Raw genomic sequence first — 18,058 nt, 5'->3', positions numbered from 1 at the left:
CCGGTCGGCGCTACCGGGCTACCGGGCGCCGCGCGGGTCCCACTGGAAGAACCGCAGCAGGTAGGCGACGAGCGCGACCCAGACGGCCAGGACGAGCAGGGACGGCGCGGCCGCGATCCACAGGTCCGGACCGGTGGCGGGGACGGCGTCGGCGGTCCCCGAGAAGAGGTCGTACCCGAAGTAGGCGGACTTCGCCAGCTCGATCGCCGGGACCATCGGCAGGAAGCCGAGCACGAGCGCGACCGGTTCGGGCAGCACCTCCAGCGGGATGAAGAAGCCGCTGGCCGCGAGCAGGACCAGGAACGGCACCATCGCCATCATCTGGGCGCTCTCCGCGTTGCGGGCGAACCGGGTCAGGGCGGCCCCGAGCAGGGACATCACGACGGTGACCAGCACGATGGACAGCACCAGCAGGACGGGGTCGACCGGCAGCGCGTCCAGTCCCGCGCCCATGAACGCGACGACCGCCGCGGACTGGAGCACGACGACGCCGAGCACGGACAGGGTCGTGGCCCCGAACAGCGCCGCGGGCGTGACCCCCGAGACGCGCATGCGCTTGAGGACCAGCTGCTCGCGGCGCGCCGCGTAGACGTTGGAGACGTGCACGACGCCGACGGTCATCGCGGCCATCGCGAAGAACTGGGTGAGCGCGAGGGCGGCGGCGTCGACGCCGGGCAGGACCTCGGCGGGCTCCGTGGAGAACAGCGGGAGCAGGAAGACCGCAGGGAGGACGGCCACGTACAGGGCCATCCGGTACCGGTGGAACAGGGTGAACTCGGTCCGGGTCAGGCGCAGGGCCTGGCGGACGGTGCTGACGGCGGCGCGCGCGGGCCGGGTGCGCGGGGCGGGGGCCGAGGTGGTCGGGGCTGCCATGGCGGGGCTCCTTCTGGGGCTGGGGGTCAGTTGCCGGGGATTTCCGAGAGGGACCCGTCGGCGACGGCGAGGAACACGTCCTCCAGGGAGGCCCCGCGCAGTTCGAGGCGCTCCAGGGTGGTCCCCCGCTCCTGGGCCCAGGCCAGCAGGGGGCCGAGGGCCCGGTGGGCGCGGGAGGCGACCTCGGCCCCGGTAACCGTGTAGACCGCCCACGGGACGCCCTCGCGCACGTCGATGGCGAGTTCGGCGCCGGGCAGTCGGGGCAGGTCCTCGGAGCGGACGCGGTCGGGGAGCCGGAACCCGATCCGGTCGCCCCGTTCGGCGACGACCCCGGCGAGCGTCCCCTCGACCCGGACCTCGCCCCGGTGCATGATGGCGAGCCGGTCGGCGAGGCGCTCGGCCTCCTCCAGGTAGTGCGTGGTGAGCAGCACCGCGACGCCGTCGGCGACCTGGTCGCCGATGATCCGCCAGGTCTCGCGGCGCATCTCCGGGTCCATGCCGGTGGTGGGCTCGTCCAGGAACAGCACCTCGGGCCGGGTCAGGATGGCCAGGCCCAGGTCGAGGCGGCGCTTCTGCCCGCCGGACAGCTGCCGGACGGCGACCCCCGCCTTGTCGGCCAGGCTGACCGTCTCCAGCACCGCGTCGGTGCCGAGCGGGTCGGCGGCCAGGTCCCGGGCCAGTTCGATGGTCTCGGCGACGGTGAGCTCCTCGAACACCCCGCTGTGCTGGAGCACCGCGTTGACGCGCGGCCGCAGCGCGGCGGGCTGTCCGAACGGGTCGACGCCGAACACCCGGACCGATCCCCCGGTGGGGCGGCGGAAGCCCTCCAGGGTCTCGATGGTGGTGGTCTTGCCCGCGCCGTTGGTGCCCAGGAGCGCGAAGAGCTCTCCGGGCGAGACGGTGAACGAGATCCCCCGTACGGCCTCGAAGTCGCCGTACGCCTGGCGTAGCTCCCGGACGCTGATCGCGGTGTCGGACTGTGTCGTCGTCATGTCCACCAGCCTGCCGGGGACGGGAGGCCGACGGTAGAAGGCGTTGTCACCGGGCGCACGTGAGGAACGCGCGGGACGGGCATGACGATCGTCATGCCCGCCCCGCGGCGGGGCCGTCAGGTCACGTGGTGGGCCGGGGCGGCAGGGCCAGGCCGATGTGCTCGCCGATCTCCTCGATCAGGCCCAGGTCGGCCAGCCGGAAGGAGCCCCGGTTGCTGCGGCGGATCAGGGTGAGGGCGCCGCGGACGCCGCGGCTGCCGCGCAGCGGGACGCTCAGCAGGGAGCGCGCGCTCAGGGCGCTCAGCGCCGGGACGCCGTCCGGGTCGAGGCCGAGCAGCGCCTCGTCCTCGATGAGCTGGTACAGCACGGACTGCCCGCTGGCCAGCACCTGGCTCGGGACCTCAGAGGCCATCGGGTCCAGGGAGCGCACCAGCTTGCCGTGGGGCTCGTCGGCGGGGCCGGCCACGACGGCGCGGCGGGCGCGGCGCGGGTCGTCGGGCAGGTCGCAGACGTCGACGATCACCCAGTCCGCGTAGGAGTCGGCGAGCAGCGCGGCCGCGTCGTCCAGGGCCAGCGGCGCGCCCTCCCCGCCGGGGCCCGCGCTGCGCAGCAGCAGCCGCGTCATCCGGGTCAGCACGTCCAGCCGCCGCGCGGCCAGTACCACCACCTGGTCCTCGACCGCGGCCTCCAGCGGCGCGGGCCCGTCGTCCTCGCTCGTGCGCAGCGGGGGCGACATCGCCACCAGCACCAACGGGTTGGGCTCGGTCGGCACGTCCAGCCGGGTCATGGTCAGGTGCACGTCCTCGGCCCAGCCGCGCCGCGCCAGCCGCGAGTCGAACGAGGCCGGTTCGCCGCCCTGCAGAACGGCCGCCTGCCACGAGCGCATCGCGGCGCGTCCGCGCAGGTCCACGAAGATCGAGAACGGCTTGCCCGTCAGGTAGCCGGGCGTGCTGCCCAGCCGCTCCGCGCCGATGGCGTTGATCCTGCGGATGAACCCCTCGTGGTCGAGCAGCACCACCGGGATGCTGAGCTCGTTGAAGACGGCGCGCAGCAGGACGCGCTCGTCGTCGGTGCGGCGGGACGCGCCGGAGTTGACCAGGGTGGCCAGCCGCTCCCCGCAGTCGCGCAGCAGCCGCTCGGCGAAGCCCAGTTCGGCCAGTGCCGCCTCGGCGGTCCCGGCGGCGTCGTCGGGATACGTCGCGTGCGTGGTGCGCAGGGCTTCGACCCGATCGCGCAGATCGGCGATCGCACGCTCCAACTTGGCGAGATGCTCGGGCAAGCTACTGGCTCCTGGTTCGGCTCCGGGGTTTCCGCGGTTTGTGGCAGAACCGACGCTAACCCATGTCGCCGCACGTCGAAACGGTGGTTACCGTGGAGTCCACGAGCGATCTCCGGACGATGGGGACCGGGTCGCGGGAGGGGGGACGGCGATGTGGGTCGAGCGGCTGGCACGCGACATCGGCGCCCTCGCCCAGGCGGCCGAGGGAGCCCCCGGGCGCGCCCTGGACCAGGTCAGCCTCCTGGCGGCGCGCGGCATCCCCGGGTGCTCGGCGGCGCTCGTGGTGATCTGGCGGGACGTGCACCCCGAGGAGCACGACCTCGACGCCGAGATCAGGGGCCGCCACGTCGTCGTGGACTACGGGGCCTCCCACTCCGACCTCGCCACCGCCTTCGAGCACCAGTACGCCACCGACCAGGGGCCCGCGGTGCAGGCGGTCCGTGAGCGGCGCACGGTCGTCGTCGACGACGTCCTGCGCAGCGACCGGTGGCCGGACTACACCAGCATGGCGGTGCAGTGCGGAGACCGCTCCTCGGTGACCTACCCGTGCGACCTGGCGGGTGAGGTGATGACCTTCGGCGTCCACTCCTGCCGGGCCGACGGGTTCGTCCGGGACGAGGTCGTGCCGATGCTGGCGATGCTCGCCGAGCACACGGCGACCGCGCTGCGCAGCGCCGACCGCAACGAGGACGCCATCCGCGAGGCCGTGCACATGCGCCGGGCGATGACCGCCCGTGCCGTCATCGACCAGGCCAAGGGCATTCTCATGCACGCCCGCGGCCTCAGCTCCCAGGAGGCGTTCGACGAGTTGCGCAGGGTGGCCCAGCGCAACGGGATGAAGGTCGCCGACGTGGCCCGGCGGCTCATGGTGGAGCAGGCCACGAGCAGCGGCCGCGACCGGTAGCACCCCGCGGGAGGCGCGGACGCGGGGGGAAGCCGGGCCGGCGCCGTCAAAGGAGAACGGTGAACCTGTTTCGCCACGGGCGATGGCGCTAAGGTTGCGGCAGGAATCTCGGCCGGACGTCGCCCGCGCGGTGTCGTCCGGGGACGCCGACGACGTGGCGCCGGGGAACGCGGCGGCGAAGTGAGCGAGAAGTGTGAGCGCGGAATTCGGCATTACGAGCAGGACAGAGGGCGACGTGGTGGTGATCGTCCCCAGGGGCGAGCTGGACGCCATCACCTCGCCCGCGCTGGCCGAAACGCTCGAGGAGTACCTCGGCGCGGCTGAGCCGTGCCGGGGCGTCGTCCTGGACTTCTCGGAGGTGGACTTCTGCGACTCCCGGTGCATCGGCGTCCTGGTCGCCGGTTACCGGCAGGCCAGGGACCGGGGCATGGGGCTGGCCGTCGCGTCACCGCAGGGAACGGTGAACCGGCTGTTCGTGATCGCCGGCATCGACCAGGTGATCACCATCGAGGAGGACCTGGGCCGCGCGGTCAAGGCGGTGCTCGCGGACCAGTAGGGCCGGGCCCTACCGGCTCTCCGGAATCCTGAAGTGCAGGCGCACCACCGAGCCCCGGGGGTCGCCGCGCACCTCCATGAAGTCGCACACCTGCCGGGTGATCCACAGGCCGTAGCCGCGCACGCTCAGCGTGTCGTTCGGGTGGTAGCCGCTGAGCGGGTCGGTCAGACTGCCGCCCTCGTCGAGCACGTCGCACACCACGTGCCCGTCGGGCCGCCACAGCGAGATCACCCCCTTGCCCGTGCCGTGCTCCAGCACGTTCGCGGCCATCTCGTTGACCGCCACCACCAGGTCGCCGGTCAGCGCGGCGGGCACCTCGAGCGCGGCGGCGGTCCGGGCCACCCGGCTCCGCACGTCGGTCAGGTCCGGGGTGATGTCCACGTGCTCCACTCGCCCGGTCGGCGGCGGGAGCGGCGTCGCGGCGTCGTCCGCGCTCAGTTCGACGGGGTCGCGGTAGCGCGTGTTCGGACGGGGGCCGTCCCCGGTGGCCACCACCGGATGGGTCAGCAGCACCGCGTCCAGGACCGGCGGGGGCGGGACCCGGGTGTCGTGCACGCACAGCAGGCGTATCCAGGCGCCGGCGAGCGCGCTGTTCAGCACCGAGTCCAGACGCTGCCACTCGCGCAGGGCGAGGGGGTCGTCGTCGGGCAGCGGCGGCTGGGCCACGACGGTGACCCGCCTTCGGGGACGCGGCAGCGAGAGCCGGTGCAGGGCGGCCAGGGTCCGCCCCGGGGCATCGTAGAAGGACGCGGGCGGGGCGAACCGCACGGCCTCCTCCGGGAGGAGGGGGAGGGCCGCGCGTACGGCCTCCCGGGGTTCCTCGTCGAGGACGACGAGGACGTGGTCTCCTTCGGCCACCGCCGAGAGGATCAGCGGCGCGGCCGCGGCGGACAGTTCCGAGGGTGAGTGGAAGAGCAGGCCGACGTGGACGAAGTCCTCGGCCCCGTCGGCGCCTGCGGTCTCAGCCCGCGGCCTCATGTCATCATCCGGCGCCTGTGCCTCATGCCAGGAATGACTCCCGATTGTGTTGTGCCTGCTGTGTCTCTGGGGCGGGGTCCCCCAGGGGAGGCCCCGAGCGCGGCCGCCGGGGCGGGCCCCGCCGCGCGGTCACCACGCGGCAAGGCCCACCCCGGTCCGGAAACACGACCTAGTGTGCATCATCGCCCGCGGCGAGCGGCAGGTCGACCTCCACCGGGAGCAGGCGGGTGTAGGCGCGAACGGTCTCCGATGCCACCCGGGGCCACCCGAACCGGGAGGCGGCGCGGTCGGCGGCGGCGATCCCGCAGGCGGTGCGCCTGGTGGAGTCGCCGGCCAGCTGGCGCAGCGCGCGGGCCAGCGAGTCCGGCCGGGACGAGCGCAGCAGCACGCCGGTGGTGCCGTCGAGCATCGCCCCGGTCACGCTGCCGACCGCGCGGGCCACGACCGGAAGCCCGCAGGCCATGGCCTCCAGGACGGCTCCGCCGTACGGGTCGTAGCTCGCGGCGGACACGAACACGTCGGCCGAGCGCAGCAGGCGGGGCAGCTCCTTGCGGTCGACCGCCCCGGTCAGCGTGACCCGGCCGTCGACGCCGACCTCCTTGGCCCGCAGCTCCAGCCGGCGCGCGTCCGGGTCGATCGCGAGGTGGTCGGAGTCGGGACCGCCGACGATGACCAGTTCGCCCTCGGGCACCCGCGCCATCGTGTCGATCAGCGCGTCGGCCCCGCCGTGGACGCCCAGGTCGGTGACCGCGATGATCCGCAGCTGCTGGTCCGAGGCCGAGCGCCGGTTCTGCCACGGCCCGTGAGCGCCGCCCTCGACGCTGAAGTGCTCGGCGTCCACGCCGTAGGGGACCACGCTCACGTGGCCGCGCGGCACGCCCATCCGGGCCAGTTCGAACCGCTGGTCGGCGGAGTTGACCAGGACGGAACCGGCGTTCTGGGCCAGTGCGGCCTCCAGCCGGACCCGGTCGGGACGCCGGGGCAGGCCCGCGCGCTGCTCGCTGACGTTCAGGGAGTGGAAGCTCTGCGTGATGGGGATGTCGTGCCCGCTGTCGCGCGCCGCGACCATGGCGGCGAGGCCGCTGCTCCACCCGAAGGCGTGCACGACATCGGGGACGTCGGCGTCGAGCATCCCGGTCAGCGCGGTCGCGAAGTCCGCGGTGTGCTCCGCGTACTCGCTCTCCTCCAGGGGCCGCCGGGGGCCCGCGGTCAGGGGCTCGACGGTGACGCCGCGCCCCATGCGCGCGCGTTCGGCCAGTTCGGGATCGTTGCAGCGCGTGTAGACGGTGACTCGGTGCCCCAAGCGGGCCAGCTGCCGGGCGAGGCAGGACAGGTGGACGCTCTCTCCGTCGGTGGGCTCGCCCTTGTGGGCGGGAAGCGGATTGGCGTGCTCGGAAACCAGGGCGATCTTCACGTGCGACTCCTCAATGGCGACGGCGACCTGACACGCCCGGCACGCTCGCGGCAACGACGAGCGGCCTCGCGCAGGGCAGCGCGCGAGGAGGGCGTGCGGATGAGAGCCCGTACGGGCGATGACTCGTTTTCGGGAGACGAGGAAAAGGAGGGAAGACGCATGAGAATCACACCTTGAGCCGTTCGAGGAAACACAAAAAGCGCTCATTTGCACACCGGCCGAAAGGTCGGGAAAGAGCGCGCGAAGGCGAAGGTGTGTCTGCGTCTTAGACACCCAACGCCGTCATTGTGCCAGATCCTTCGAGACTTCAACAACCCCTCCCTGCGGCCGATACCGAATCCCGGACGGCCGCAGGGGCGCCCGTGGTGTTTGCCCCGTCCCGGGCAGGGCACGTCGCTCCTACCAAAAGATGAGGTCAAGAGATAGATGTGGCGCGCTTTCCGGAAAGTGCCGGGGAGGGCGCGCCCTCGGAGGGAGCGGTGCGTGTGAAAGGGCGGACACCGGCCGGGCTCCGGTCGGGCGCGGTTCGGAAGGGGGGCGACGATCCGATCCCCGGACACGTCGGCGCGGGACGGCTGAGGGGCAGGAGGGCTCTGGTCGCGGGCGGCTTCGACAGGGTCGAAGGGCCGGGGCGGGTGCTCGCCGCGGCGCTGGCCAAGGAGGGGGCGGCCGTCGCGGTCGCGGGCGCCGCGAACGGCGGCGCCGTGCCCGCGCAGCGGACCCGGGGCCGCCGCGGGCCGACGGCCGGTACACGGCCGGAGCCGGGGGTCCTGGCGGCCGCGGACCTACTCGGCGGCCTCGGCGCGCACACGCTTCCGCTGCACTGCGAGCCGGGCGACGAGACGGACTGCCGGAAGGCGGTCGCGCACACGGCCCTGGAGTTCGGCGGTATCGACCTGCTGGTGGTCTGCGCGGACGTCCCCCCGGCCGCGTGGCGCATGACGGACCTGGGCGCCCGAGAACTGGAGCGGGGCCTGCGGGACTCGGTGTTCGGCGCGTTCTGGCTGGTCCAGGCGGCTTCGCTGTACATGCTCGAGGGATCGGCCGTGGTCCTGGCCGCCACGCGGCGGGGCGGGGCCGAGCATGTCGGCTACGCGGCCGGGGCGGCGGGCGTCATGAGCATGGCGCGCTCGCTCGCGGTCCCCATGCGCGAGCGCGGCATCGCGATCAACGGTCTGCTCCTCGACGGCGCGGACGACCCCCGGCGGACGGCCGAGGCCGGCCTCGAACTGGCGACGGCCACCTCCGGCCAGGACACCGGCGAGGTGTGGTCCTTACCCGGCCGCCGGCGCGCGGACTGATCCCGCCGGCGGCGGGAAGCGCGGGAGAACATCTCCCGAAATCGCGAACTATTCGGTCCCTCGCGGCGTCATACGGACACGGGAGCCGCTTGAACGCCTCCGCAGGGGTTCCGGTGGCCTTGGAGAACAGGTGGAAGCGCCGGGCGCACCGGCGGTGAGGGAGGTGGCCGGTCCTCTTGGGACGATCAGCGCGACACCGGGGGCTTCCCGAACCCGCGCGGCGGGTGCCGCCCCGAACCCCCTCTCGTCGAGACCTTGGTCGGACGTTCGCCGAATCCCGGCTGAATCGTCGGGATTGTCTACGGGGACTGCGCACCAGGGCGATTTCCGTCATGATGTACCCGGGTTTCGACCACGGCCGACCGTCCGCCGATACGGTTACATGATCAACGCGTCTCAACCACCGTCCGGATGAGGCGCCGCTTGGCACTGTTCGGCAGTTGATGCCGATGAAACAGGAGGTAGGGCGCATGGGTGTCGCTGGTGGGGCAGTCGAGGTCACGGCCCTCACGCACAGGGGCGCTGTCCGCCAGGCCAATGAGGACGCCGTGGTCTTGGGCGCCCTCACGGTCGCGGGCGCTGAGATGAACGCACCGGCACACTGCTGGCTGCCCATCGCTGACCCCGTCATCCTCGCGGTCGCCGATGGTCTAGGCGGGCACGCGGCCGGGGAGATCGCTTCCGAGCACGCGGTGCACCGGATGGCCGAGAGCGGCCCCCAGCTGACCGGTCCCGAGTCGGTGGACCTGCTGCTGAAGCACATCGACGAGGAGATCAAGGAGCACGCCGGCCAGCACGTGGAGTTCTCCGGCATGGGCACCACGGTCGCGGGGATGCTGCTGACCCAGGACTCGAACTACTGGTTCAACGTGGGGGACTCCCGCACCTACCGCCTCCAGGACTCCAAGCTGATCCAGCTGTCGGAGGACGACTCCCCGGCGCTGCCCCCCTCGGAGGACGGCCGCCCGGTGACCACGAACTTCATCACCCAGTCCCTCGGCGGCAGCGGCAACACCGCGATGGTCCCGCACGTGGGGCAGGACCCCGAACCGGGACCGGGCGCGTGGCTGATGTGCAGCGACGGGCTGTCCGACCTCGTGGCGCTGGAGGACATGGAGCGCATCATCGCGGACGCGGGCAGCGACGACGCCGCCGTCTACAACCTGTGGAAAGCCGCGATGGACGCCTCCGGCCGGGACAACATCAGCATCCTGCTCGCGCGCCGGGGCTGAACTCCGGACCCGGACCGAACACGACGGGCTCCCCCTTTCGAGGGGGAGCCCGTCGCGTTCGGCGTCACTTCCCGGAGCCGGGGCGCCTGCGGATCCGGATGATCACGATGGCGACCAGCGCGATCGCGGCGACGCCGCCCAGGACGCCGACCACGGGCCCCAGGGGGCCGGTCGGCGACAGCGGGTCGGCCGGGGCCTCGTCGGCGGCGGGGGAGGCCGCGGGCTCCTCCCCGGCGGGCTCCTCCCCGGCCGGAGCCGGTTCGCTCTCGACCGGTTCGGGGACGGCGGCCTCGTCCAGGGTGAAGGTGAGGGTGTCCGACAGGGGGTGGCCGTCGGCGGAGACGATCCGGTAGTCGATGGTGTACTCGCCGGCCTCGGTCAGCGGCGCGATCGCGATGGAGGCCTCCGGTCCGTCCAGCTCGACCTCCCCTTCGGCGTGGTCGGCGCCGTCGGGGCCGGTGACGACGATGCCGTTGCCGCCGTCGTTGACATCGGCGTTGAAGGTCAGCACCACCTCGTCGGGAACGGCGTCGAGCGTGGCGCCGTCCTCGGGGGACGAGGAGATCAGCGTGTTGTGCGCCTGGGCGGCGGGAGCGAGGCCGACCCCCAGCAGCGCGGCGGCCGTGATGCCGGTGAACAGCGTGCGTAGGCGGCGGCCGGTGGACGTGGTCGTCATCAGGGGACCCTTCTGCGTTCGGTTCTCGTCGTGCATCATGCCCTCTCCCGGACGGCCCCGCCCCAGGGGCCGGGGACGGAAGAAGCCGCCGGGGTCGGACGGCCCCGGCGGCTCCTCGCGGCTGCGCGGCGGATCAGCTTGCCGCGGGCAGCAGCTCCCGGCGCATGTAGCGGCGTTCCTCGGGGGTGGTGGCCCCCCACACTCCATGCGCCTCCCCGGCGCGCAGCGCCCACCGCAGGCACTCCTGGCGAACAGTACAACTGCGGCAGACGGCCTTGGCGAGCTCCGCGTCGTGGCGCCCGGGGCCGGTGGTGCTCACCGGGAAGAACAATTCGGGGTCGTACCTTCGGCACGCACCCTGCTGGACCCAGTCTTCGCTCTCGTGGTAAAGGCGGTTCACCAGGCGCCTCCGTTCCCTGGCTCGTGTCCTTGCCCTTCGCGGCGAAAGTGTCGCGGGGGCGGCGGGCCTCGGCGGTCGGCTGACTCCGCGGGCCGCTGTGCAGCTGACGCACGCGCGAAGAATCGGCCCGGACGTGCGGGCTCAGGACGCTTCAGCGCGTCTCGACCGATTGTAGTACTACGTTCGGTCGTACTACGCAAAGTCTGCGAAAAAACGGGACGACTTTCAAGGGGGAGGGTCGGGCGGACGCCGGGCCGGGGAGGGGGCCGCGCCGGGGCGCCAGGGGCGGAAGCCCTTGGGGCGGCGGCGGGCCGGCCGGGCGGCCTTGTTCCTGCTTGGGCCTTTGGCCCGAATTCGTGTGACCTAAGACACCCTTAAAATTCGCTTGGACCTCTTCATGTTTAGATGGGTTCCGGACTGCCCGATGAGAGCCCGTTCACACACGGGATGTTCGGGAGGTGCCGTCCGGGGCCTCCGTATCTCCTGGTGGGCATGGGGTCCGCAACGGTCGCGCGGAGACGCCCGCGCCGCCCCGAGACGTGGCACAAAGTGACGAATCCGGACAAAGGGACTTGATTTACCCGACGGGGCGGCGATGAAACATTTCCCGCGATTTTCGTGAAATCGCTGCTCAGGAAGGTTCGCTATGGTCCTTCGACGTGCCTCACCAAAGAATCCATACCGCAGGCCGGGACGACGACGCGACCGATAGTGACCACCTGAGGGCATCCCTCGGCGGTGATGACGTCTCGCTGGAGTCGCCTTCGCTCGACGATGGACGGCACCTCTGGCGTCTGGCCCGCGATTCCGGACTCGACGTGAACTCGCCCTACGCCTACGTGCTGTGGTGCCGCGACTTCGCCGCGACGACGGTCGTGGCACGCGACCACACGGGCGCTCTGCGCGGGTTCGTCACCGGTTACGTACGACCCGACAACCCCGACACCTACTTCCTGTGGCAGGTCGCGGTGGACCCCGCCTTCCGGGGGCGCCGCCTGGCCCGCAGAATGCTCGACCACATCGGCGACCGCGTCACCGAACGCGGTATCCGGCGCCTGGAGGCGACGGTCACTCCTGACAACGCCGCCTCCCGCGCGCTCTTCGCCTCGTTCGCACGCGACCGCGCGGCCGACCTTTCCTGGACCCCGCTGTTCGAGCGCGGGCACTTCCCGGCCGGGACACACGACGCCCACGAGGCGGAGGACCTGGTCCGCATCGGACCCCTGCGCTGACAGCGCGTCCGATCCCGACCGTCCCCGTGCCCGCACCGATCCCAAGGAGACCCTTGATGGAGACCTTCTCCCACCTCGAGTCCGAAGTCCGCAGCTACTGCCGAAGCTGGCCGACCGTCTTCGACAAGGCGCGCGGCAGCCGCGTCCACGACGAGTCGGGCCGCCCCTACCTCGACTTCTTCGCCGGGGCGGGCTCGCTCAACTACGGGCACAACAACCCCGTGCTCAAGTCCGCGCTGGTGGACTACCTGGTCAACGACTCGATCGTGCACAGCCTGGACGCGTACACCGTCGCCAAACGGGACTTCCTGAAAACGTTCGGCGAGGTGGTCCTGGAGCCCCGGGGCCTGGACTACAAGGTGCAGTTCCCCGGCCCCGCGGGCAACAACGCCGTCGAGGCGGCCCTCAAACTCGCCCGCAAGTACACCGGGCGGGAGACCGTCATCAGCTTCACCAACGGCTTCCACGGCATGACGCTGGGGGCGCTCGCCGTCACCGGCAACTCCATGAAGCGCGGCGGCGCGGGCGTTCCGCTCGGCCACACCGCCACCATGCCGTTCGACAACTACATGGACGGCCAGACCCCCGACTTCCTGTGGCTGCGCAGTCTCCTGGAGGACAGCGGCAGCGGCCTGGACAAGCCCGCCGCGGTCATCGTGGAGACGGTCCAGGGCGAGGGCGGCATCAACGTCGCCAGCGCGGGGTGGCTGCGCGGCCTGTCCGCGCTGTGCCGGGAGTACGGCATCCTGCTCATCGTCGACGACATCCAGATGGGCTGCGGGCGCACCGGGCCGTTCTTCAGCTTCGAGTCGGCCGGGATCACCCCGGACATCGTCACCCTGTCCAAGTCGGTCAGCGGTTACGGCCTGCCCATGGCGCTGACCCTGTTCCGGCGCGAACTGGACGTGTGGGAGCCGGGCGAGCACAACGGCACCTTCCGCGGGTTCAACCCCGCCTTCGTCACCGGCACGGCGACGCTCGACGCCTACTGGCGGGACGAGGTCTTCGAGAAGGAGACCCTCGCGAAGGGCGCCCTGATCGGCGAGCGGCTCGACGCGATCGCCGCCGACCACGCCGACACCGGCGCGCACACGCGCGGCAGGGGCATGGCGCGCGGCATCGCCTTCCCCGAGGAGGGCGTCGCCAAGGCGGTGTGCGCCGCGGCGTTCGAGCGCGGCCTGCTCATGGAGACCTCCGGCCCCGAGGACGAGGTCGCCAAACTGCTGCCGGCCCTGACCACCACGGTCGACGAGCTGGAGGAGGGCCTGGAGATCCTCGCCGACTCGGTTCGTGCCGTCGTGAGGGTGCCGCAGCCCGCCTGACCGGGTAGTAGTCAGTCGCGCACCGCGATTTCCCGATTACCGAACCTTCCAAGGAGACGAAAACCTTGATCGTGCGCAGTCTTGCCGACATCGACGGAACCGAGGCCGACGTCCGGGCGGAGACCTGGCGCAGCCGGCGAATCGTCCTGGCCAGGGACGGGGTCGGATTCTCGTTCCACGAGACCGTCCTGTACGCGGGCACCGAGACGTCGATGTGGTACGCCAACCACATCGAGCTCGTGCACTGCATCGAGGGCGAGGCCGAGGTCACCAACGACGAGACCGGCGAGACGCACCTGATCACGCCCGGCACGCTCTACCTGCTCAACGGGCACGAGCACCACACCGTCAGGCCCAAGACGGACTTCCGCGTGCTGTGCGTGTTCAACCCGCCCGTCACCGGCCGAGAGGTGCACGACGAGAACGGCGTGTACCCGTTGATCACGGAGGAGCCCGCGACGGGCGCGTAGGGAAGTACCCCGCATCCGGGCCGCGCCCCGCCCTTCGGGACGGGGCGCGGCCCACCGGGTGCGGATGACCGAACGCAGGCGAGGAGACCCGCAGGAGGAAGCGGCATGACTGCTCTGACGACCGACTTCGCGCAACCGACTACCGACGAATACCCGACCCGCAAGACGACGGAGCCCGCGCTCCTCTACCGCAGGGACCCGGTGGTCTGGGGTGACGCCGCCGAGGGGCCGATCGACCGGGCCACCCTCGACGGCTACGAGGACAAGGGCTATCTCCAGATCGACCAGCTCCTGACCGCGGAGGAGCTGGCCGACAGCCGGGCCGAGCTCAAGCGGCTGAGCGAGGACCCCGAACTCAGGCGCGACGAACGCGTCGTCGTCGAGCGCAAGTCCGACGAGGTCCGCTCCGTCTTCGACGTGCACAAGATCAGCGAGCACTTCGCCGCGCTGGTGCGCGACCCCCGGGTGGTGGGCCGCGCCCGGCAGATCCTCGGCTCCGACGTCTACGTGCACCAGAGCAGGGTCAACTACAAGCCGGGCTTCACGGGGACCGACTTCTACTGGCACTCCGACTTCGAGACCTGGCACGCCGAGGACGGGATGCCGCGGATGCGCGCGGTCAGCATCTCCATCGCGCTCACCGAGAACTACGCGCACAACGGCGCGCTGATGATCATGCCGGGCTCGCACAAGACCTTCGTCTCGTGCGTGGGGGAGACCCCGGAGGGGCACTACCAGGCCTCCCTGACCAAGCAGGAGATCGGCACGCCGGACCAGGGCAGCCTCTCGATCCTCGCGGACAAGCGCGGGATCGACGTGCTGACCGGTCCGGCGGGAGGGGCGATCATGTTCGACTCCAACTGCATGCACGGGTCGAACGGCAACATCACGCCGTTCCCGCGCTCGAACGTGTTCATCGTCTTCAACAGCGTGGAGAACACCTGCGGGGAGCCGTTCTCCGCGCCGTCTCCCCGGCCGGAATTCCTCGGCTCCCGTGACTTCACCCCGGTGGGGTAGGAGCCGGACGCGCCCCGTCCCGGACGTCCGGGACGGGGCGCGGAGCCGTTTTCACCTGCGAGGACGTCGATGAATGAGGACTTCGGGGCCGGATGTGGCCCCGAAGTCCAGATTTATCGAGTTTTGTCCCGATCTGATCGGGAACGCAGGCAGGAATCATCGGACCCGCGCGTCCGACCAGGTGTTCCGGACGGGCCGGTCACGACCCCGCGCGCAGGGGGCGCGCCCGTCCGGGAAGCCGACACACCCCCCATAGGGCGTGCGACAGAGGGCCCACAAGCCCCGCGACGCCCCGAGAAGGAGCGAAACAACTATGACGAACAACGGATCGCTGGGTCGCCGGGGCCTGTTCCGGGCGGGTGGTATCGGCCTGGCCGCGGTCGCGCTGGCTCCTGCTCTGGCCTCCTGCTCCCGCACGGAGGAGACCGTGACCCTGGAGAGCCTGCGCGAGCAGGGGTTCATCCGGGTGGCGATCAACAACGAGGCGCCGTTCGGCTACATCGGCGACGACGGCGAGGTGACCGGGTCCTCGCCCGAGCTGCTCCGCGCGATCTTCTCGGAGCTGGGGGTCGGGGAGGTCCGGGCCGAGTCGGTGGCCTGGGACGGGCTCGTCCCCGGCCTGAAGGCCGGCCGGTACGACGCCGTGGCGGCGGGGATGTACGTCACCCCCGAGCGCTGCGCCGAGGTCGCGTTCGCCGAGCCGGACTACCGGATCCTCCAGGCGTTCCTCGTGCCCGCGGGAAACCCCGACGGACTCGCCACGTTCGAGGACATCGCGTCGAACCCTGACGTGAAGGTGGCGGTGCTCAACGCCTCGGTGGAGCAGGGCTACGCCGAGGGCGCGGGCGTGCCCGCCGACCAGATCGAGACGGTCGACAACCAGGTCACCGCCTACGAGCTGCTGGAGAACGGCCGGGTCCAGGCGGTGGGCCTGAGCACCATCTCGCTCAACCGGCTCATGGAGCAGCACGGCGGCGACTTCGAGGTCACCGAGGGGTTCACCCCCGTCGTGGACGGGGAGGAGGTCACCCCCGCCGGGGCGCTCGCCTTCCGCCCCGCCGACACCGAACTCCTCGCCGAGGTCAACCGGGTCCTGGCCGAGTTCAAGGAGAACGGGCAGCTGCTCCAGACCATGGAGCCGTTCGGGTTCACCGAGGCCGAGCTGCCCGGCGACCTCACCACCGAGCAGCTCTGCCAGGGCTGACGGACGGCCTCTGACGTGGAATTCTTCATCGACCGGTTCCCGCTCTACCTGAGCGGGGCCGGCGTCACCCTCACGATCACGCTGATCGGCGCCGCGCTCGCCTTCGTCCTGGCCATGGCCGTCGGCGTTCTCGGCACCATGCGCAACCCGGTCGCGCGCGGTGTCGCCACCTTTTACACCGAGACGTTCCGCGGGATCGCCGCGCTGGTCCTGATGTACTGGATGGCGTTCGCGATCCCCCAGCTCACCCCCTACGAATTCGACCCGATGTTCGCCGCGATCCTCGCCCTGGGCCTGAACATCGGCGCCTACGGGGCCGAGGTGGTGCGGGGCGCGGTCAACGCGGTGCCCCGGGCCCAGATCGAGGCGACCATCGCGCTCAACATGTCGTGGGCGCGCCGCACCTGGTCGGTGGTCCTGCCGCAGGCGTGGGCGCAGATGCTGCCCACCTTCGGAAACCTGGTCATCGAGCTGATGAAGGCGACCGCCATCGTGTCGCTGATCGGCGTCACCGACCTGACCCGGGTGGCCCAGGAACAGCGGTCCGCCACCGGTGAGACCATCCTCGCCTTCAGCAGCGCCCTGGTCATGTACTTCGTGATCGCGCAGGCGCTGATCCTGGGCGTGCGCCTGCTGGAGCGCCGGGCGAACCGGCGGCTGGGCCGCGCCCCCGAAGGGGGGAGCGGGCTGCTGGCCCTGCTCCGGCCGCCGCCCGTCACCGCGACAGGGGGAGGCCGGTAATGGCGTGGGACTGGGAGTTCACCGGGAGGATCATCCCGGACCTGCTCAGCGGCCTGGTCGTCACGGTCCAGGCCACCGTCCTGGGCTACGCGCTGGCGCTCGTCCTGGGCCTGGCCGTGGCGCTGGTGCGCCGGGTCCCGGTCGTCGGGCCCCTGCTGCACGCGGTCATGGAGTTCATCCGGTGCACCCCGCTGCTGGTGCAGCTGGTGTTCGTCTTCACCCTGGCGCCGGGCGGGATCTCCGCGTTCACGATCGGCTTCCTCGTGCTGGGCGTGCACTACGCCGCCTACACCGCCGAGGTGTACCGCTCGGGGATCGAGGGGGTGCCGCCGGGGCAGTGGGAGGCGTCCAGGGCGCTGAGCCTGCCCGCGCACCGCACCTGGGGCGCGGTGGTGCTGCCGCAGGCGGTCCGCAGGGTGATCCCGGCGCTCGGCAACTACCTGATCGCCATGTTCAAGGACACCCCCCTGCTGTTCGCGATCACGGTCGGCGAGCTGATGTACCAGGCGTCCAGGATCGGCGGGGTGTACTTCCGCTACCTGGAGGCGATGACGCTGGTCGGCCTGTTCTTCCTTCTGGTGAGCGTGCCCTCGGCCGTTCTGATCCGACGACTGGAGCGACGCTATGCCGCAGTCTGACCTTCTCCCCGGCGGGGCGCCCGGCGCGGGCGGCCCGCTCATCCGCTTCGACGGCGTCGTCAAGCGGTTCGGCGCCAACACCGTGCTCGACGAACTCGACTTCACCGTCGACGCGGGCGAGAGGGTGACCCTGATCGGCCCGAGCGGTTCGGGCAAGACGACCATCCTGCGGCTGCTGATGACGTTGGAGAAGGTCACCGGCGGCGTCATCTGGGTCAACGGCGAACCCCTCAGCCACATGCGCGGGAAGGGCGGCCTGGTCCGGGCCGGCGAGAAGCACCAGCGCGAGGTGCGCAAGCGGATCGGGATGGTGTTCCAGCAGTTCAACCTGTTCCCGAACATGACCGTCCGGCAGAACGTCACCGAGGGGCCGATCCACAGCCTGGGCGTCTCCCGGGACGAGGCGAACCAGCGGGCCGAGGAACTGCTCGACCTGGTGGGGCTGGGCGAGAAGATCGACGCCCACCCCACGCGGCTGTCCGGCGGCCAGCAGCAGCGGGTGGCCATCGCGCGGGCGCTGGCCATGCGCCCGGAGATCCTGCTGCTGGACGAGGTCACCTCCGCGCTCGACCCCGAACTGGTCAGCGGCGTCCTGGACGTGCTGCGCGGCATCGCCGAGAGCACCGACATCACGATGCTCTGCGTCACGCACGAGATGCACTTCGCCCGGGACGTCTCGCACCGGGTGCTGATGTTCGACCAGGGCAAGATCGTCGAGGAGGGGCCGCCCGAGCAGATCTTCGGCGACCCCCGCGAGGAGCGCACCAGGACGTTCCTGCACGCGGTCCTCGACCACGGCTGAGCCGCCGCCCGCCGGGGCCCGCGACCC

Annotated in this window: 19 protein-coding genes; 12 read left to right on the top strand and 7 right to left on the bottom strand. The window is 71.5% G+C overall.

What is annotated here, in order from left to right; all coding sequences use genetic code 11:
* Positions 1 to 18: 18 nt before the first annotated feature.
* The 3 genes from EV190_RS01995 to EV190_RS01985 form a co-directional block, all read right to left on the bottom strand.
* On the bottom strand, positions 19 to 873 hold the full coding sequence (locus EV190_RS01995; protein WP_133739660.1) for an ABC transporter permease: 855 nt from the start codon (positions 871 to 873) through the stop codon (positions 19 to 21).
* A 26-nt stretch (positions 874 to 899) separates the two neighbouring features.
* Positions 900 to 1,865 (bottom strand): ABC transporter ATP-binding protein, encoded by a 966-nt coding sequence (locus tag EV190_RS01990; RefSeq protein ID WP_133739659.1) that lies wholly within the window; start codon positions 1,863 to 1,865, stop codon positions 900 to 902.
* Positions 1,866 to 1,986: 121 nt separating this feature from the next.
* Positions 1,987 to 3,144: a GAF domain-containing protein gene (locus EV190_RS01985; RefSeq protein WP_133739658.1), complete on the bottom strand. Its 1,158-nt coding sequence runs from the start codon at positions 3,142 to 3,144 to the stop codon at positions 1,987 to 1,989.
* Between the two features lie 151 nt (positions 3,145 to 3,295).
* On the opposite strand from EV190_RS01985, the gene EV190_RS01980 reads away from it, so the two are divergent.
* Both EV190_RS01980 and EV190_RS01975 read left to right on the top strand, forming a co-directional pair.
* Complete coding sequence (locus tag EV190_RS01980) at positions 3,296 to 4,048, top strand: GAF and ANTAR domain-containing protein (protein WP_133739657.1); 753 nt, start codon at positions 3,296 to 3,298, stop codon at positions 4,046 to 4,048.
* 193 nt (positions 4,049 to 4,241) lie between these two features.
* A complete protein-coding gene (locus tag EV190_RS01975; protein WP_133739656.1) occupies positions 4,242 to 4,604 on the top strand; it encodes an STAS domain-containing protein in 363 nt (120 codons plus the stop codon).
* A 9-nt stretch (positions 4,605 to 4,613) separates the two neighbouring features.
* Here EV190_RS01975 and EV190_RS01970 read toward each other — a convergent pair whose 3' ends face one another.
* Positions 4,614 to 5,582, bottom strand: coding sequence for an anti-sigma factor RsbA family regulatory protein (locus tag EV190_RS01970; RefSeq protein ID WP_133739655.1), 969 nt, complete (start codon positions 5,580 to 5,582; stop codon positions 4,614 to 4,616).
* Positions 5,583 to 5,751: 169 nt separating this feature from the next.
* Positions 5,752 to 6,996, bottom strand: coding sequence for a glycosyltransferase (locus EV190_RS01965; RefSeq protein WP_133739654.1), 1,245 nt, complete (start codon positions 6,994 to 6,996; stop codon positions 5,752 to 5,754).
* Between the two features lie 485 nt (positions 6,997 to 7,481).
* On the opposite strand from EV190_RS01965, the gene EV190_RS01960 reads away from it, so the two are divergent.
* Both EV190_RS01960 and EV190_RS01955 read left to right on the top strand, forming a co-directional pair.
* On the top strand, positions 7,482 to 8,297 hold the full coding sequence (locus EV190_RS01960) for an SDR family NAD(P)-dependent oxidoreductase (protein WP_133739653.1): 816 nt from the start codon (positions 7,482 to 7,484) through the stop codon (positions 8,295 to 8,297).
* Positions 8,298 to 8,767: 470 nt separating this feature from the next.
* Positions 8,768 to 9,529, top strand: a complete 762-nt coding sequence (locus EV190_RS01955) for a PP2C family protein-serine/threonine phosphatase (RefSeq protein WP_133739652.1) — start codon at positions 8,768 to 8,770, stop codon at positions 9,527 to 9,529.
* 64 nt (positions 9,530 to 9,593) lie between these two features.
* Here EV190_RS01955 and EV190_RS01950 read toward each other — a convergent pair whose 3' ends face one another.
* Positions 9,594 to 10,205 carry a copper resistance CopC family protein gene (locus tag EV190_RS01950; RefSeq protein WP_243742274.1) on the bottom strand — a complete coding sequence of 204 codons (612 nt, stop codon included), beginning with the start codon at positions 10,203 to 10,205 and terminating at the stop codon, positions 9,594 to 9,596.
* 133 nt (positions 10,206 to 10,338) lie between these two features.
* Positions 10,339 to 10,605, bottom strand: a complete 267-nt coding sequence (locus EV190_RS01945) for a WhiB family transcriptional regulator (RefSeq protein ID WP_133739650.1) — start codon at positions 10,603 to 10,605, stop codon at positions 10,339 to 10,341.
* Between the two features lie 752 nt (positions 10,606 to 11,357).
* On the opposite strand from EV190_RS01945, the gene ectA reads away from it, so the two are divergent.
* The 8 genes from ectA (at position 11,358) to ehuA (ending at position 18,031) form a co-directional block, all read left to right on the top strand.
* A complete protein-coding gene (gene ectA, locus EV190_RS01935) occupies positions 11,358 to 11,837 on the top strand; it encodes a diaminobutyrate acetyltransferase (RefSeq protein WP_133740116.1) in 480 nt (159 codons plus the stop codon).
* Positions 11,838 to 11,893: 56 nt separating this feature from the next.
* Positions 11,894 to 13,159 carry a diaminobutyrate--2-oxoglutarate transaminase gene (gene ectB / locus EV190_RS01930; RefSeq protein WP_133739649.1) on the top strand — a complete coding sequence of 422 codons (1,266 nt, stop codon included), beginning with the start codon at positions 11,894 to 11,896 and terminating at the stop codon, positions 13,157 to 13,159.
* 65 nt (positions 13,160 to 13,224) lie between these two features.
* Positions 13,225 to 13,629 carry an ectoine synthase gene (locus EV190_RS01925; protein ID WP_133739648.1) on the top strand — a complete coding sequence of 135 codons (405 nt, stop codon included), beginning with the start codon at positions 13,225 to 13,227 and terminating at the stop codon, positions 13,627 to 13,629.
* Positions 13,630 to 13,734: 105 nt separating this feature from the next.
* Positions 13,735 to 14,646 (top strand): ectoine hydroxylase, encoded by a 912-nt coding sequence (gene thpD / locus EV190_RS01920; RefSeq protein WP_133739647.1) that lies wholly within the window; start codon positions 13,735 to 13,737, stop codon positions 14,644 to 14,646.
* 313 nt (positions 14,647 to 14,959) lie between these two features.
* Complete coding sequence (gene ehuB, locus EV190_RS01915) at positions 14,960 to 15,850, top strand: ectoine/hydroxyectoine ABC transporter substrate-binding protein EhuB (protein WP_133739646.1); 891 nt, start codon at positions 14,960 to 14,962, stop codon at positions 15,848 to 15,850.
* Positions 15,851 to 15,865: 15 nt separating this feature from the next.
* Positions 15,866 to 16,591 carry an ectoine/hydroxyectoine ABC transporter permease subunit EhuC gene (ehuC, locus tag EV190_RS01910; RefSeq protein WP_133739645.1) on the top strand — a complete coding sequence of 242 codons (726 nt, stop codon included), beginning with the start codon at positions 15,866 to 15,868 and terminating at the stop codon, positions 16,589 to 16,591.
* Entirely contained in the window at positions 16,591 to 17,229 is a 639-nt protein-coding gene (gene ehuD / locus EV190_RS01905; RefSeq protein WP_133739644.1) for an ectoine/hydroxyectoine ABC transporter permease subunit EhuD, read from the top strand. The genes ehuC and ehuD overlap by 1 nt, the downstream gene beginning before the upstream one ends.
* On the top strand, positions 17,216 to 18,031 hold the full coding sequence (ehuA, locus tag EV190_RS01900) for an ectoine/hydroxyectoine ABC transporter ATP-binding protein EhuA (protein ID WP_133739643.1): 816 nt from the start codon (positions 17,216 to 17,218) through the stop codon (positions 18,029 to 18,031). Before ehuD ends, ehuA begins: the two co-directional genes overlap by 14 nt.
* Positions 18,032 to 18,058: the final 27 nt, after the last annotated feature.

Origin of the sequence: Actinorugispora endophytica (genome assembly GCF_004363075.1) — a bacterium.
Classification (GTDB): Bacteria; Actinomycetota; Actinomycetes; order Streptosporangiales; family Streptosporangiaceae; genus Actinorugispora; species Actinorugispora endophytica.
The sequence above is the reverse complement of the archived record's forward strand: the minus strand, read 5'-3'. Positions and strand labels throughout refer to the sequence as shown.

Coding starts and splice junctions, on each gene's coding strand:
- EV190_RS01980 (WP_133739657.1), top strand. CDS start 3,296: ATGTGGGTCGAGCGGCTGGCACGCGACATCGGCGCCCTCGCCCAGGCG.
- ehuA (WP_133739643.1), top strand. CDS start 17,216: ATGCCGCAGTCTGACCTTCTCCCCGGCGGGGCGCCCGGCGCGGGCGGC.
- ectB (WP_133739649.1), top strand. CDS start 11,894: ATGGAGACCTTCTCCCACCTCGAGTCCGAAGTCCGCAGCTACTGCCGA.
- thpD (WP_133739647.1), top strand. CDS start 13,735: ATGACTGCTCTGACGACCGACTTCGCGCAACCGACTACCGACGAATAC.
- EV190_RS01995 (WP_133739660.1), bottom strand. CDS start 873: ATGGCAGCCCCGACCACCTCGGCCCCCGCCCCGCGCACCCGGCCCGCG.
- EV190_RS01955 (WP_133739652.1), top strand. CDS start 8,768: ATGGGTGTCGCTGGTGGGGCAGTCGAGGTCACGGCCCTCACGCACAGG.
- EV190_RS01970 (WP_133739655.1), bottom strand. CDS start 5,582: ATGAGGCCGCGGGCTGAGACCGCAGGCGCCGACGGGGCCGAGGACTTC.
- ehuD (WP_133739644.1), top strand. CDS start 16,591: ATGGCGTGGGACTGGGAGTTCACCGGGAGGATCATCCCGGACCTGCTC.
- EV190_RS01950 (WP_243742274.1), bottom strand. CDS start 10,205: ATGACGACCACGTCCACCGGCCGCCGCCTACGCACGCTGTTCACCGGC.
- EV190_RS01990 (WP_133739659.1), bottom strand. CDS start 1,865: ATGACGACGACACAGTCCGACACCGCGATCAGCGTCCGGGAGCTACGC.
- ehuB (WP_133739646.1), top strand. CDS start 14,960: ATGACGAACAACGGATCGCTGGGTCGCCGGGGCCTGTTCCGGGCGGGT.